The organism is Enterovibrio coralii (assembly GCF_001559595.1).
GTDB lineage: Bacteria > Pseudomonadota > Gammaproteobacteria > Enterobacterales > Vibrionaceae > Enterovibrio > Enterovibrio coralii.
Genome location: NZ_LNTY01000058.1, coordinates 19,508 through 35,085, shown reverse-complemented (window position 1 = coordinate 35,085; position 15,578 = coordinate 19,508). Strand labels below are relative to the sequence as shown.

Annotated in this window: 10 protein-coding genes and 3 pseudogenes; all 13 read left to right on the top strand. The window is 51.1% G+C overall.

Annotated features, from left to right (window positions below; all coding sequences use genetic code 11):
* Positions 1–42: 42 nt before the first annotated feature.
* The 13 genes and pseudogenes from ATN88_RS21740 (at position 43) to ATN88_RS28670 (ending at position 15,568) form a co-directional block, all read left to right on the top strand.
* Positions 43–1,751 (top strand): annotated as a pseudogene (locus ATN88_RS21740) (type I secretion system permease/ATPase).
* A complete protein-coding gene (locus ATN88_RS21735) occupies positions 1,748–3,040 on the top strand; it encodes an HlyD family type I secretion periplasmic adaptor subunit (RefSeq protein WP_067419663.1) in 1,293 nt (430 codons plus the stop codon). The pseudogene ATN88_RS21740 and the gene ATN88_RS21735 overlap by 4 nt, the downstream one beginning before the upstream one ends.
* Before the next feature lie 421 nt (positions 3,041–3,461).
* A pseudogene (locus ATN88_RS21730) lies at positions 3,462–4,858 on the top strand (undecaprenyl-phosphate glucose phosphotransferase).
* A gap of 126 nt (positions 4,859–4,984) precedes the next feature.
* Positions 4,985–6,073 (top strand): outer membrane beta-barrel protein, encoded by a 1,089-nt coding sequence (locus ATN88_RS21725; protein ID WP_157490789.1) that lies wholly within the window; start codon positions 4,985–4,987, stop codon positions 6,071–6,073.
* Between the two features lie 17 nt (positions 6,074–6,090).
* A pseudogene (locus tag ATN88_RS21720) lies at positions 6,091–6,589 on the top strand (polysaccharide biosynthesis/export family protein).
* Between the two features lie 33 nt (positions 6,590–6,622).
* Positions 6,623–8,848, top strand: a complete 2,226-nt coding sequence (locus ATN88_RS21715) for a GumC family protein (protein WP_067419662.1) — start codon at positions 6,623–6,625, stop codon at positions 8,846–8,848.
* Between the two features lie 32 nt (positions 8,849–8,880).
* Complete coding sequence (locus tag ATN88_RS21710; RefSeq protein ID WP_067419661.1) at positions 8,881–9,852, top strand: DHH family phosphoesterase; 972 nt, start codon at positions 8,881–8,883, stop codon at positions 9,850–9,852.
* A gap of 11 nt (positions 9,853–9,863) precedes the next feature.
* Positions 9,864–10,781: a sulfate adenylyltransferase subunit CysD gene (gene cysD / locus ATN88_RS21705; protein WP_157490788.1), complete on the top strand. Its 918-nt coding sequence runs from the start codon at positions 9,864–9,866 to the stop codon at positions 10,779–10,781.
* A 54-nt stretch (positions 10,782–10,835) separates the two neighbouring features.
* Positions 10,836–12,245, top strand: a complete 1,410-nt coding sequence (gene cysN, locus ATN88_RS21700) for a sulfate adenylyltransferase subunit CysN (RefSeq protein WP_067419660.1) — start codon at positions 10,836–10,838, stop codon at positions 12,243–12,245.
* Positions 12,246–12,293: 48 nt separating this feature from the next.
* Entirely contained in the window at positions 12,294–13,346 is a 1,053-nt protein-coding gene (locus tag ATN88_RS21695) for a glycosyltransferase (RefSeq protein WP_067419659.1), read from the top strand.
* Entirely contained in the window at positions 13,339–14,568 is a 1,230-nt protein-coding gene (locus tag ATN88_RS21690; RefSeq protein WP_067419658.1) for an O-antigen ligase family protein, read from the top strand. Before ATN88_RS21695 ends, ATN88_RS21690 begins: the two co-directional genes overlap by 8 nt.
* On the top strand, positions 14,565–15,377 hold the full coding sequence (locus ATN88_RS21685) for a putative capsular polysaccharide synthesis family protein (RefSeq protein ID WP_067419657.1): 813 nt from the start codon (positions 14,565–14,567) through the stop codon (positions 15,375–15,377). The genes ATN88_RS21690 and ATN88_RS21685 overlap by 4 nt, the downstream gene beginning before the upstream one ends.
* A complete protein-coding gene (locus ATN88_RS28670) occupies positions 15,377–15,568 on the top strand; it encodes a hypothetical protein (RefSeq protein ID WP_332308953.1) in 192 nt (63 codons plus the stop codon). Before ATN88_RS21685 ends, ATN88_RS28670 begins: the two co-directional genes overlap by 1 nt.
* The last annotated feature ends 10 nt before the right edge of the window (positions 15,569–15,578 follow it).

Sequence of the window (15,578 nt, the reverse complement as noted above, 5' to 3'; positions counted from 1 at the left end):
CAAGGATGTGAGGTTTGCGTAAGGCCTGCTCTCAGGTACGCCATGTCGCTGACAACAGAAAACCAATTAAAAACAACACTCGACCAGTGTAAACGCGCCTTGCTGTTAGTTGTGGCATTCAGCTTTGTGCTCAACTTACTTGTGCTCGCTGTGCCACTTTACATGCTGCAAATCTACGACCGGGTCATCAGCTCCCGCTCGGTGGATACGCTGCTTTTACTCACTGTCATTACCGTCTTTGCCCTCTTTACCATGGCCGCATTGGAAAACGTGCGTACCCGAGTGATGGTAAGAATTGGTGCTTGGTTTGACCAAAGCCTATCACCGGAAGTGCTCGCGGGCAGCATTGCGATGCAACTTCGCCGCGGTGTATCGGCATCAGTGCAAAGCCTTCGGGATATTGCAGGGATCCGTGCATTCATTGGCGGTAACGCTGTAATCCCTGCCCTTGATGCGCCTTGGACGCCCGTCTTTCTGGCCTTTGTTTTCTTGCTTCACCCCATACTTGGTTTTATTGCCACCGCCGGCGCACTGCTGTTGTTTGCGATAGCCATCATTAACGACAGAGTGACAAAGAAAGCGCACAAAGAAGCGAACGAATCTGCCATTCTCGCCATGCAGCAAGCGGAGTCCGCCGCGCGCAATGCCGATGCCATTGAGGCCATGGGCATCATGAAAAACTTCATCCGCAATTGGACCGAACTCAACAACCAAAGTATTGATGGCCAGATAAATGCGAACTCCAAAGGGGCACTGCTCACTGCAACGTCCAAATTCCTGCGTATGTTGCTGCAAATTGCCATGCTGGGTGTGGGTGCTTGGTTGGTTATCCAAAACGAACTGACACCTGGAGCCATGATTGCAGGCTCCATTTTGATGGCGCGCGCTTTGGCACCGGTTGAACAATCCATCAGTGCATGGGGCACAGCCATTGCGGCCAAGCAAAGCTACGCCCGCTTAAAAGAGCAAATTCCCTTGTTCCCAGAGCGTGCGAAGTCCATGCCACTCCCGAAGCCTGCTGGCAACATCTCGGTCGAGAAAATGACCTACTTCCACCCGGGCCAAGCCGAGCCAGTCCTTCATGCATCACCTTCAAGCTGCTTGCCGGTGAAGCCCTTGGCATTATCGGCCCTTCCGGCACAGGGAAATCTACCTTGGCGCGCCTTCTGCTCGGCAACCTCATCCCTAATGCAGGCACAGTGAGGCTCGATAATATGGATGTCTCCAAGTGGGATCCTGACGATCTTGGCCCTCACTGTGGTTACTTGCCGCAAGATGTCGAACTCTTTCCCGGCAGTATCCGCCACAACATTGCCCGCATGGCGGAAGGCGAACCGGATGCGGTGATCCAAGCAGCGAAGTTAGCTGGCTGTCATGAACTGATCCTTCGCCAACCACAAGGTTACGACACTGTCGTGGGTGAACGAGGTCTCGGGCTTTCCGGTGGAGAGAGGCAGCGGATCGCCCTCGCCCGCGCGTTATATGGCGACCCAAGCTTGGTCATTCTCGATGAAGCCAACGCCAACCTAGATGGCGTCGGTGAGGTAGCACTGCAACGTGCCATCGCCTATCTCAAGTCGCGCAAAGCCACCGTTATTCTGGTTGGCCATCGCCCGAGCATGATGCAGTCCATGGACAAACTGATGGTGCTGCAAGACAGTCAAATTCGCGCCTTCGGCGAGCGCGATGAAGTGCTCAAGCCCCTGTTAGAGCAAAGTGCCGCCATTGCCGCGAAAGGAGGCAGTAAGTGACAGAGATCCCTGCGGTTCGCCGCTTAAGCATTATCGGCTTTGGTTTTATTGCGCTGTTTTTCGGCACCTTCGGTATCTGGTCTGTATTCAGTCCGCTTGAAGGTGCATCGATCGCTCCAGGTATCGTCACCGTGGACTCGCAGCGCAAAACCGTTCAACACTTCGAGGGTGGCATCATTGACAAAATCCAAGTGGCAGAAGGTCAGATCATCGAGAAAGGCCAGCCACTTATCATTTTGGATGACACCCAAGCACGCGCCCAGCTAACGCAACTTATCAGCAAACAGCGTAATGCCGTCGCTCGCGAAGCCCGACTCATTGCTGAACGTGACGACAAAGACACCATCGAATTTGAGGCGTCATTACTGGCACAACGTGACGATCCACGCGTTGAAGAGTTGCTCACCAACCAACAGCGTATTTTTGAAGCCAGACGTGGCTTTTTCACCTCGCAGCGAGAAATCATCAATAAACAACTGGCGCAAAACAAAGCCGAGCTTGAAGGACAGGAAAAGCGGTTAGTGATTGAAAAACGCCGTCTTTCCATCATTGGTGAAGAGATTGAAGGCAATCGCCAGCTTGCTGAAAAAGGGTATGTCAGCAAAACCCAAGTGCTGAGGTTGGAGCGTGAGGAAACCCAAATACTGAGCACCATCAGTCAACTGCAAGCCAATGCCAGTCGCCTCGCGCAAAACGTGGCTGAAAACCAAGCGCAATTGAAAGAGCAAGAGCTCGAGCACATCAAGGAAATCGTTGAAGCACTGCGCGAAAGCCGAGAAGAGCGCTATGAGCTGGATGAACAACTGGCTGCAGCAAAAGACATATTGGAGCGCACCACCATTGTTGCGCCGCTGAGCGGCACTGTTCTGAACCTTCAGGTCTATTCCGAAGAAGGTGTTATTACACCCGGCCAGCCACTATTGGATATCGTCCCTGTCGATGAAAAGATGGTGATAGAGGCGCGAGTGAACCCTGCAGACATTGATCAGGTTGGGAATGGTATGAAGGCGCAGATCCGACTCACGGCATTGAGCATGCGCGCCGTTAAACCGCTTAATGGAGAACTGCTTACTGTCTCCGCCGACAGGCTGGTCGATGAGCAATCGGGTGAAGCTTACTACTTAGCGCGCGTTCAATTGACGGACAAAGTAAGCGAGGTCCTTGATGGCGTTGATTTATATCCGGGAATGCAGGCGGAAGTCATGCTGCTTACCGAGCCAAGAACGCCCATTGAGTATCTCACTAAGCCCCTCACAGAAAGCCTTAATCGAGCCTTTAGAGAGGAGTAGCGAAGTGGGCACTCACTCAGACGAAACTAGCACTAAAGTATGACATACAGATAGGTCGTTTTTCGTATGCAAACGGATAAACCACTATGACAATTTCGATATGTCTCAATAGTGGAGCAAACCGGGTGGTTTTTCGTGATCAGTGTCACTTAAAGCTGAGTTTTGTACAGAAAACTTAGCACATTGTACTTTTTCACCAAGGTGATGAGTTGCACAACGAGAAGGAAAAAATCGGACAAAGTTCATCTTCTCTAAGTGCATATAGGCTGGTTTACTGACTGCGCTTCTGAGGGCGGTTTTGCACTCAGTCGAAAATGGAACCCAACTAGCCAGCTTGGGATGTGTGGTTTACTTTTTAATATATGAATTGAAATAAAAAACGCACTTCTTTTACGAGCGTCAACGTTTGAGAGCTTGTGTTATGGACAGCAGAAAGATTCGAACACATGGCGCTGAATTCGCCATCCTTTATCGACTCTGTGATTTAACGGTCATAGGTGCATCGCTCGCGGCCGCGAGTTTCATTCATTTAGGAAACGTCATTCATAACTGGCTCCTGATTGGAACCTTGATATCAGTGTGTTACCTGCTTTTTGCAGAAAGTGCGCACCTCTACCGCTCTTGGCGCGTGAGTAATTTCCAAGGCCAAATGGTTGCCACGCTTTTGCCTTGGTTTGGTGCTTGTGCCCTGCTCGTGGCGTTTTTCTTCTTCTCAAAATCTGGGGAAGAATTCTCCCGCGTCGTCATGTCACTGTGGTTTGTGATGGGCGGTATTGGCTTAGTGCTGTGGCGTTATCTTGCGCGCTCTGCACTCAGCAAATTGCGCAACTATGGGTTTAATACCCGTCGTGCGGCCATCATTGGCACCACCGCAAATGGCATCGAACTTGCCAAAGAATTCAACCGTAACCACGCGTTGGGGATTGAGCTCCAAGGGTTTTACGAAGACAGATGCGCCGATCGTATCGAAGGCGGTCTGCCATCGCCCATGCTCGGTAAAGTCAGTGAGGCACTTGAACAAGCTAAGCAAGGTAACTTGCAGCATGTTTACATCGCCATGCCAATGCACGCCAAAGATCGCATTGCGAAATACCTCAACCAGTTTGCGGACACCACTGCCACCACGTATCTGGTGCCGGACTTCTTCACCTACAACTTGCTCCATAGCCGCTGGCAGACCATTGGTCATGTCCACACGTTGAGTGTCTATGACACCCCGTTTAGTGGCGTATCTGCATGGGCAAAACGTCTTGAAGACATCGTACTTTCGGTGCTGATCCTGCTTTTGATTTCGCCGGTTCTGATTGGCGTCGCCATCGGTGTGAAACTCTCTTCGCCTGGGCCAGTTATCTTCAAACAATACCGTTATGGTTTAGACGGCAGAAAGATTGAAGTGTGGAAGTTTCGCTCAATGTCCGTAATGGATAACGGCGACGTAGTGAAGCAGGCCACCAAAAACGACCCACGTGTTACGCCTTTTGGTGCGTTTATCCGTCGTACCTCACTCGATGAGTTGCCGCAATTTTTCAATGTCCTGCAAGGGTCTATGTCCATTGTTGGCCCTCGCCTCATGCTGTTGCTCACAACGAGCAATATCGTGCCATCGTTGATCGCTACATGCTGCGCCACAAGGTGAAACCAGGCATCACGGGTTGGGCGCAAATCAACGGTTATCGCGGCGAAACAGATACCTTGGACAAGATGGAAAAGCGCGTTCAGTTTGATTTGGAGTACATCCAAAACTGGTCGCTTTGGATGGATATCAAAATTGTCATTGCTACCGTCTTTAAAGGCTTTGTCGGTAAAACGGCGTATTAAGGAGGAAGGCGTGAAGCTAAGACATGCAGTATTCAGTCCGCTGTTATTCGTTCCTTTCTCTGCATTGGCGGTGGAGCCGCTCGCGTATCAAACAGAAAACGGTATCGATATCATCCCTCTATCGCCATGAGCGTGGGACATAATGACAACGTACGACGAACGGAAAACAATACCGTCAGTTCACCGCGATTTATTGTCTCTCCCAAAGTGATAGCACAGCTCGAAACCGATCGCGGTGCCTATCAATTCGACTACCGTTTCGACGCCTTCAGTTACAGCGACAGCAGTGACGATGACTTTATCGATCATCGCGCCCATGCATCGTCGTTTTGGATGTTCGACATCCGCAACCGCTTAAGACTCGATTACGTGTTTCGTGTTACCCACGAACCTCGAGGTACTGGCCTGACTGAAGGCATCAGCCTTGCGGTGGACGAACCGCTTCGCTTCAACCATCAAGATCTCAACGCCCGCTACACCTATGGTGCCATTGGGGCAAAAGGACGCTTGGTTGGCATCATCGGCTATGAAGATAAAAAGTACAAAGACCAAACCTTTATCCGAAACAGCCAAGTAGAAGAAACCCGATACTACGATTGGAAACAACCTTATCTGAGCGGTGAGTTCTACTACGCGCTTTCAAGCTATTTTCAAGCGGTGACCATCGCGCGATTTGAAGATCGCAGCTACCAGTACGTCGACCCCGATCCCGGCTACACGCGCGATAGCCAAAACACCTTCCTTTATGGCGGTCTGGAATGGGATATCACAGGCAAAACCAAAGGTACGGTACTTGTCGGGTGGCAAAACAAAGATTTTAAAGACAGCCGCAGAAGTGACTTTAATGGCCTTAGCTGGCGTCTCAATCTGAGCTGGTCACCGACAGATTTTAGCGAGTTTCGCTTGGAAGGCCGCGACTACGTCCGCGACCCAGACATTCAAGGCGATTATGTCGAAGACCAATCCATTCGCCTTGAGTGGGACCACAACTGGACCCCCTTGTTCGGTTCGGTGCTTTCCACTCGATATGGCGTGAACGACTACCCGGGCATTCGAAAAGACAAGGACACTACGTTGGGACTGACCTTTGTCTACAGTTTAAAGCGTTGGTGGGATATTTCGATTGGGGCTTCGCACTTCAATCGAGATTCTACGTTTAACGGGTACAGCTACGACCAAACACTCTATTTCATAGGGACGGAGATAAGCCTTTGATACGTCAATTAGCCGCCATTTTATTGCTGCTGTTTCCTTTGTTCGTGCATTCCGCGAGCGAGGACAAGTACGTGCTGGATGATGGCGATCGGATTTCCATCAAAGTCTATGGTGAAGATGACCTTTCCATGGACATTTTGCTGAGTGCACGCGGCCGATTTGATTACCCCTACCTTGCAGGCTTCAGGCGGCAGGCAAATCGGTGGGAGAGCTTCAACGTCTGATTGAGGGCGGCTTGCGCGGCGATTATCTGGTTGACCCAAAGGTCACGGTTAACGTCATTCAATTTCGTAAGTTTTACGTGAACGGAGAAGTCAATCAGCCCGGTGGATACGACTTCCAGCCAGGTTTGACCGTGGGTAAAGCCATCGCCATTGCGGGTGGATTTACCGACCGAGCATCGAGAAACAAAATACAAAAAACAGAAGCCAAAAACGGAAGTACACAAAAAAACGTTGGCTTATCTCAGGCAGTTAGCCTGGGGATATCATCGTTGTAGAGCAAAGCTTTTTCTAAAATTTTTGCGCTTTTTACAAGGACAAAGTAAACATGAAAATCATTGAGCCAAATCCGGTCAACGACACGCCACGCGTCGATTTTAAGCGATTCGTGAATGTGCTCGCGCGCTACTGGTTCCCCATTGTTCTCTTTGTCGCGATTGTCACTGCTGCCGCCACCTTATTCATTCTGTCCATCCAACCGGTTTATCGGGCGACGGCCACCTTGTTGATCGAATCCAGTGCCAACAAGGCCGTCTCTATCGAAGAGGTATATGCCCTCGATACGAATAAAAAAGAGTATTACCAAACGCAATTCGAAATCCTACGTTCTGACCACATTGCTGAAAACGTGATTGAAGAGTTAGAACTGGCGAAGTACCCAGAATTCAACAGCCTGGTCGGCAAGCCTTCACCTCGCGATCGACTGCTCACGCTGCTGCGCCAAATCGACGGTTTGGAAGGTTTCTTACCTAAGCCCGTACAGCCCTCGACCGAGCTCAACAGCGAGGCCGCAAAGCGCGCAGTACTTAAAAAATTCAAATCACATTTTGCGATTGAGCCTATCCGTTATACCCAACTGGTGCGCATCCACTTTGACTCGGCAAATCCAGATCTCGCCGCCAAAGTGGCGAATGCAGTCGGTAACGCCTACATAGAGTCCAACCTAGAAGCGCGCCTACTGGCGACGCAAACCGCATCAACTTGGCTGACTGAACGCCTTGCTGTGCTCAAAGACAATCTCGAAGTCGCTGAGATGGCACTAACTAACTTCCTCAAGCAAGAAGGTTTGATTGAACTGAGTGACATTGATGAGCTGGCAGGCACGGAACTCACCAATCTCACCATCCGCGTCTCCGAAGCCAAAGAGCGCCGTGTCGCCGCAGAAGCGATTTATTCGTTGCTCCAAACCAGTGGAGGCAGTCCTGCAAGCCTGCTTTCTGTGCCTGAAATTTCCAATCACCCGCAAGTGCGCGATGTGAAAAGTGCAGAGATTGATGCTGAGCGTAAGGTGTCTGAGCTTGCCAAACGCTATGGCCCCAAGCACGACAAAATGATCCAAGCGCGCGCCCAGCTTGATGCCGTGAGAGCGAGAGCACGTTCTGTTATTCGCGAACTTGCCCGTGGTATTGAGAAAGAGATGAACAATGCCATCAAACAAGAAGCAGCCTTGGTGGCAGAGCTTGAGAGTAAAAAAGGTGACTACCAGAACATCACCAGTAAGCGCACCGAGTACGATGCGCTCAAGCGCGATGTGGATTCAAACCGTCAGCTTTATGAAATGTTCTTGAATCGTCAGAAAGAAACCACCGCCACCAGCGATTTTGAATCGCTTAATGCGCGCTTCACTGACATCGCGAAGTCGCCACAAGACCCTTTCAGACCACAAACCACCAAATTAATCGTGATCAGTGCCGCATTCGCTCTATTGATTGCCATCATGGGTGCTTTCCTTGCAGACGCTTACCGCAATACCATTGAAAAACCAGATGATGTTGAGGAGAAGCTCGGCTTGCAGCACCTAGGATTTTTACCTCGGGTTAAGACGAAGCGATTCAAGCATACCCCGATCGACCACACTCTGTATCTCGACCCAGATGCAGCCCTGTTCAGCGAATCTGTCCGCACCATTCGGACATCCATTCTGCTGACGCTCACAAACAGCAACCGAAAAGTACTGTCCGTCACCTCTTCCCTTCCATCTGAGGGGAAAACGACGGTCGCATTGAACCTCGCGCAATCCTTGGCAAACATGGAGCGCACCCTGCTCATTGACTGCGATTTGCGCGTACCAGCTATTGGCCAACGCTATGGCTTGCCGCGCAACCAAGCAGGTCTAACAAACATCTTGGTGATGGGCGCACCTGTCAACGAGTGTATTTATCACGATGAAGCGTCATCGCTCGATATCTTGCCCGCTGGCTTGTTACCGCCGAACCCGCAAGAACTGCTCGGTTCGCCCAAGTTTGCAGCTTTGCTCAATCAGCTCAAACAGAGCTATGACCGTATCGTGCTCGACACACCACCAGTGCAAATTGTCAGTGACAGCCTGATCCTCGGCAAACTCGCAGGCGGCATGATTTTGGTGGTGAAAGCCGAATCAACAACAGAAAAACAAATTAATCAGACCGTGGGGCAATTGGTGCGCCATGACATCACAATTGACGGTGTCGTGCTCAACCAGCTATCCAGCAAATATGCTGAGGAAAAATATAAGCTTCACTACGGCTACTACAATAACAACAAACGGGATGATGAAACTTTAGAAGCCAGCTAGGACGCTGACGTTACAAGGACAAACGGACAATAATGAAAACCAGCTTTGATGTATTCAATGGCGATGCGGATGGGATTTGCGCACTCATCCAGCTACGTCTCGCCACGCCCAAGGACAGTGCACTCATCACCGGGGTGAAGCGAGATATCGCCCTGCTAAAACAAGTCGACCCTGCCATCGCTCAAGACGTGACGGTACTTGATGTGGCCATGGGGAAAAACCGCTGCGCCCTCGACAATCTGTTGTCGCAGGGTGTGCGTGTGTTTTATGCCGATCACCATAACCCCGATGACGTGCCGGATCATCCAGCCCTCACCACACATATCAATACCGCCGCCAACACCTGTACCAGCTTGATCGTCGACAAATTGCTGGATGGTCGTTATCGCGAATGGGCACTCGTGGGCGCGTATGGCGACAACATGTTGGCCGTGGCCGATACTCTGGCGAAAAAAAGTGGGCTCAGCGAACAAGATACTCTGAAGCTCAAGCAGTTTGGCACCTACCTCAACTACAACGGTTACGGCGCATCTTTGTCTGATCTGCTGTTCTCCCCAGCCGAAATTTACAAGCTGATGGCGGTTTACCCTTCCCCATTCAACTTTATTGCGGAGCGCCCAGATGTTTACGCGACGCTGGAAAATGGCTTCCTCGGTGACAGCGAAAAAGCAGCCGCTGTCGTGCCATATTCTGAGCGTACTGGCTCTCGGGTGTTTATGTTCCCCGACGAAGCGTGGGCAAGACGTATCAGCGGTGTGTTTTCAAATGACATGACCAACCGTGACCCAGAGGTTGCGAACGCAGTCATTACGGCGAAAGCCGACGGTAACTACTTGGTCAGCATCCGTGCACCGTTGAAAAACCGAGTGGGAGCAGACGAGTTGGCATCGTCGTTTCCTACCGGCGGCGGCCGTAAAGCAGCAGCGGGGATCAACGCCTTACCCGCTGAGCTTTTGAACGACTTTATTGAAGCTTTCCACCAGCGTTATCCGCTGGAACGATAAAAGGACTTGTCATGGTGGACATGATTGCGCTGAACCAAACCCATCTCAAGCAACTGGAAAACGAATCGATCCACATCATTCGTGAAGTTGCCGCTGAGTTTGATAACCCTGTCATGCTCTATTCCATCGGCAAAGATTCGGCGGTTATGCTGCATTTGGCGATGAAAGCCTTTGCGCCCGGCAAACCGCCGTTTCCCCTGCTCCATGTCGATACCACGTGGAAGTTTCGCGAGATGATCACCTTCCGCGATGCCTTGACGAAAAAGTTGGGGTTAGACCTCTTGGTCCACATCAACCAAGACGGTGTAGACATGGGCATCAACCCGTTTGACCACGGCAGTGCCAAGCACACCGACGTGATGAAAACGCAAGGGCTCAAGCAAGCTCTCGATAAATATGGCTTTGATGCAGCTTTTGGTGGCGCAAGGCGTGACGAAGAGAAAAGCCGCGCCAAGGAGCGCGTCTACTCTTTTCGCGACAAGCACCATCGCTGGGACCCAAAAAACCAACGTCCTGAACTTTGGGACACCTACAACGGGCGAGTCAACAAAGGCGAGAGCATTCGCGTCTTCCCTCTGTCCAACTGGACGGAGCTGGATATCTGGCAATACATCTATTTAGAAAACATCGACATCGTGCCGCTCTACTACGCCAAAGAGCGTCCGGTCGTTGAGCGTGATGGCACACTTATCATGGTCGATGACGACCGTATGCCGCTGGAAAAGGGCGAAGTACCTCAGATGAAATCGGTACGTTTTAGAACACTCGGTTGCTACCCACTGACGGGCGCAGTCGAGTCAACGGCAGCGACCTTGCCTGAAATCATTCAGGAAATGCTGCTGACCAAAACCTCAGAGCGCCAAGGCCGTGTGATTGACCACGATCAGGCTGGCTCAATGGAACAAAAGAAACGAGAAGGCTACTTCTAAAAGCCTCACACAGAAAACACTTGGAATTTCGCTTGTCTGCACAAGGAGTGACTCATGAGCCACAGTTCTGCGCTTATCGCGACGGACATAGAAGCTTATCTCCACCAGCATGAAAACAAAGATCTGCTGAGGCTTCTCACATGCGGCAGCGTCGATGACGGTAAATCCACCTTGATCGGCCGACTGCTCTACGACACAAAACTGATCTTCGAAGATCATTTGTCGTCACTCCACAAAGACAACGCACGCGTTGGCAATGCGGGTGATGCACTCGATCTTGCCCTTTTAGTCGATGGCCTCCAATCCGAGCGCGAGCAAGGCATCACCATTGATGTGGCTTACCGCTACTTCTCTACCGAAAAGCGCAAATTCATCATTGCGGATTGTCCGGGGCACGAGCAATACACCCGCAACATGGCAACGGGTGCATCTAACTGCGAGCTGGCCATTGTGATGGTAGATGCCCGAAAAGGCCTGCTCACACAAACCCGCAGACACAGCTACATCGTCAGCAAGCTCGGTATCCGCCATGTCGTGGTGGCAATCAACAAGATGGACTTGGTGGACTTTGATGAGAAGGTTTACGACGCCATCAAAGCTGATTACCAAGCCATGGCTGACCACCTTGGCATCAAAGACGTGCACTACGTGCCTATCTCTGCACTTGAAGGCGACAATGTCGTTTCCGTCAGCGAAAAAATGCCGTGGTACCAAGGCGAGTCTCTGATGGCATTGCTGGAAGGCGTTGAGATCAGCCGCGACCAGAACCTCGAACACATGCGCTTTCCCGTTCAATTCGTCAACCGGCCGAACGATGGTTTCCGCGGATATTGCGGCACACTGGCCTCCGGCATATTGCGAAAAGGCGATACCGTGGTCGCGTTGCCGTCTGGTCAACAAAGCAAGGTCAGCCGCATTGTCACCTATGATGCCGACCTCAACAGTGTCGCCCCGAACAACGCCATTACGGTGACCCTCGAAGATGAAATCGACATATCCCGCGGAGACATGCTGGCGCACCCAGATACCGCGCCGACACTCTCAGATCGCTTCGCTGCCTCTTTGGTGTGGATGTCTCAAGACCCGCTCAAAGTCGGACACGACTATGACTTTAAGTTCGCGACCCACAGCGTGACGGGTCGGGTAAGCAACATCTCCCACAAGATTGATATCAATACCTTTCAAACTCAGTCAGCTGATGCACTGGCGTTGAATGAGATTGGGTTGGTTGACCTTCATGTTAATGCTGACGTGGCCGCCGACAAGTACGCCGACATCCGCAAAACCGGCGCGTTTATTGTGATAGATCGCCTCAGTAACATCACGGTGGCGGCGGGTATGGTTGAAGCTATTCACGCCCCAACCGGAGCGGGCACCCAGCGACAGTATTCCGACGCAGAAATCGCCTTGAACCGTTTTATTCGGGAGCATTATCCCGAGTGGGAAACCAAACCCATCGAGTGATCGGGGCTGGCTTTGAATACCGTGACGCTACCAACTGAGAGAGAGAAAGTGGCTCCGACGACCGCGAAAGTGCTGCACATTATCAACGACCTTTCGCGCAATGGTGGAGCACAACGTTTCGTGATTGATCTGGTTCTTCCGCCACCAGAGGGGTACGAGATCCGCGTGATCACGCTCGACGACGACAATGACTTTCGAGAAGAACTGGAAGCGCAAGGGATCGACTGCTTTGCCTGGAATACGTTGACGTTAAAGCAAAAGTGGCAACTCCTGAGATGGCCGGATTTGATCCACGGTCATCTGTTCCCGTCCATCTACCTCGCGTTGGCGGCATTTGGAAAAAAGCGCATTCAGACCGAACACGCGACGCACAATCGTCGCCGCGATCACTTTTGGCTTAAGCCTTTCGAGTACATCCTTTATTGGCGCTATAACGTGACCGTCTGCATCACCGATCAGGTTAAGCAAGCCCTTGAATCATTTGTGCCTCATTGGAAAAAACACTACCAAGTTATCCTTAACGGTGTCGAGCTCAGCAAGTTCTCTTTGCAGCCAAAGCCATCACCCGATCTGAATGAGACCATAAGGATCGGCATGGTTGGCCGCTTTCATGCTTATAAAGACCATCCAACTATCATTCGCGCACTCAGTCAGTTGCCTGACAACTATGAACTGCACTTTGCAGGAGACGGCGACCGTCGAGAGGAGTACCAAGCCTTAGCCCTTAAATTGGGCTTGCAAGAGCGCGTCCTCTTTCATGGCGTGCAAGAGGACATTCCGGCGTTTTTGGATTCACTGCATCTCTACGTGCAAAGCTCGAGCGTGGAAGGATTCGGCCTTGCTGCGGTGGAAGCCATGGCGGCAGGTTTGCCCGTGCTAGCGTCTCGCGTTCAAGGCATGACAGAAGTGATTGGCAACGACGCTTACCTGTTTGATGTTGGCAATGACAAGATGCTGGCAGAAGAAATCAGTATGCTTTGCTCCGTCCCAGCGGCGTATCAGGAAGCGGCGGACTACGCGGTGTCTCGCTGTCAGCTTTTCACGCTGCAGTCCTTTCGTACCCAGTATTACGACACGTATCAGAGGGTGCTAAATGGCTAAACCTTTGGAACACCTTGCTGCCTTCGCCGTCATACTCTTTTTTATCCCCTTCCGCGTATCTGTGGCTGGGGTAAACCTGTACCTTGCCGATCTGCTCGGCATTATCGCTATCGGTTTGTTGGCGATCGCGACCCTCCGAGGACAATTACTGCATAGCACCATCAAAGCCTCCGGATTTATCGTTGTCTTCGTGATTTATATTGTCTTGTGCGGGCTCATTAACAACGTACCGAGCAAGCTTATTCTGATTGAGATGGTTCAGTGGCTTTCCATCGCCGCTTTTCTTGGCGTGTTGCATCAGAAAAACCTGCTCGCTTCGCCGCGCTTTTTGTCATTGGTTGCATTGTATGCGTTTGGTGGTGCTATCTACACCGCGCTTTGGCACCTAAGCCACCCCGAATTCAATGACTTTAAACACCTTGAAAACACCAAGTACTTTTTCGGTTTTTGCTTTGCCATGCTCTATGTCATGCGCCATCAAATCCGCTTCAGTCATCTGTTTCTGGGGATTGCCTTCGTCATGCTGCTCATGTCCGGTGAGCGAAAAGCCATGATTGGTGTCGTCGCTGTTTTGATTGCCGACTACCTGTTCTGTCGTCCACTCAACGCGAGACAACAACAGAACATTCAAACCATGCTGGTGTTTGCCTTGGCCGCAATATCGCTTTCAGTGCTCTCTGCATGGCTGACATGGGGCACTCAGCCTCTGCTCGATGCCATAGAGTTTAATCGCTACGACATCCTCTTCGCCGATCAGGAAGAGGCGCAGTGGGACTCAGAGCTTTGGCGCAAGCTTTTGCTCGCCAACGGGTTTGAGTTATTCCTCTCTCATCCTTGGCTTGGCGTTGGACCTAAGATGCTGCCAGATTACTTAGAGCCGCTGTTCTTAAACCCGAACCTTGCAATCTACACCCACAACTTTGTCCTCGATGTGGCGATTGAATACGGCACTGTTGGTCTGTTTATTCTCATCGGCGGCTTCTTGATTGGAGCAAGAAAGCTCTACCGCCAACGTGCGCAGAATCCCGTGGCATTTTTGTTGTCCGTTTACATTCTCGCCATGGTGTTATTTGTCGCCGTGAACAGCACCATCATGCTGATGTTCTTGCTGCCCTTTTTCGTCAATACCAGAGTAGAAACCCTGTCGCCAGTGGCTCCGCGCGCGACGTTTATCAAAGCATCCGTCACCGTTCATCGTCGTCACGCCAAGGAGAAATCATGATAGCGAGCCTTTCCCGACAACAAGCCTTCGACCAGCGGTTGAAAGATCCGCGTTTTGTATTGGTCTATCAAATGGGCAAAGTTGGCTCGTCATCCATCGAAGCTTCCTTGGAACAAGCCAACATACCGAGCTGGCACATTCATACCTTTGACGACAACGAAGAGTTTCAGATGTACCGCAACACGTCCGATGTGGCCTGCTTTTTTGATTGGCACGTCAGAGCGGGCTACAAGCTGGCATTGGCGCACCGCAAACGTATTCTGCAAAAGCGTGAGTCCCTCAAAATCATCACGCTGGTCAGAGACCCTGTCGCGACCGTGGTATCGCGTTTTTTCCAAGACTTGCACATCCAGTTTGTGGCAGGAAAGAAAAACGAAGCCATTCACGGCGACATCGAAAAAACATTGGCGCATCTGTTTGATGCCTTCGATACCCAAATCCGACTTGAGTACTTCACTGACTGGTTCGACAGAGAATTAAAACGTCAGTTTGGCGTCGATATTTACCAGCATGTTCATGACCCCAACCAAGGTCACTGGACCATGTCCCAGGGTGGCCGCGATGTCCTCTTGATGAAGTGTGAGGCTATCAATGACTCTGCCTCTGTGTTGGCCGATTTTCTGGCCGAGCCGTCGTTTACCCTAACCACCAGCAACGATGCTGCGAACAAATGGTATTCAGAGCTCTACCGACAGTTCAAAGCCACCTATCCTTTTGAAAAATTGTTCCATTTGTACGATGCACCTTTGTATCAAGCCGTCTACAGTGAAAGTGAAATCCAAGCATTTAAAAACAAATGGGGACAGTGATGAAAACCGTACTCCATATCACTGAAGCGTTCGGCGGCGGTATTCAAACCGCCCTTTGCAGCTATGCACGCTCCACGGCTGGAGATCCGATCCGTCATCTCTTATTGGCACGCAAACGCCTCAGGACGATATCGGACTTGCGTTTGATGATCTGTTCAGTGAAATACAAACGGTCGAAGGCAGCTTGCTGACGTTTTTCAA

Bases quoted from the DNA above. Each gene is read 5' to 3' on its own strand.
- ATN88_RS21725 (WP_157490789.1), top strand. From the start codon at position 4,985: ATGAGCGTGGGACATAATGACAACGTACGACGAACGGAAAACAATACC.
- ATN88_RS21715 (WP_067419662.1), top strand. From the start codon at position 6,623: ATGAAAATCATTGAGCCAAATCCGGTCAACGACACGCCACGCGTCGAT.
- ATN88_RS21710 (WP_067419661.1), top strand. From the start codon at position 8,881: ATGAAAACCAGCTTTGATGTATTCAATGGCGATGCGGATGGGATTTGC.
- cysD (WP_157490788.1), top strand. From the start codon at position 9,864: ATGGTGGACATGATTGCGCTGAACCAAACCCATCTCAAGCAACTGGAA.
- cysN (WP_067419660.1), top strand. From the start codon at position 10,836: ATGAGCCACAGTTCTGCGCTTATCGCGACGGACATAGAAGCTTATCTC.
- ATN88_RS21690 (WP_067419658.1), top strand. From the start codon at position 13,339: ATGGCTAAACCTTTGGAACACCTTGCTGCCTTCGCCGTCATACTCTTT.
- ATN88_RS21685 (WP_067419657.1), top strand. From the start codon at position 14,565: ATGATAGCGAGCCTTTCCCGACAACAAGCCTTCGACCAGCGGTTGAAA.
- ATN88_RS28670 (WP_332308953.1), top strand. From the start codon at position 15,377: ATGAAAACCGTACTCCATATCACTGAAGCGTTCGGCGGCGGTATTCAA.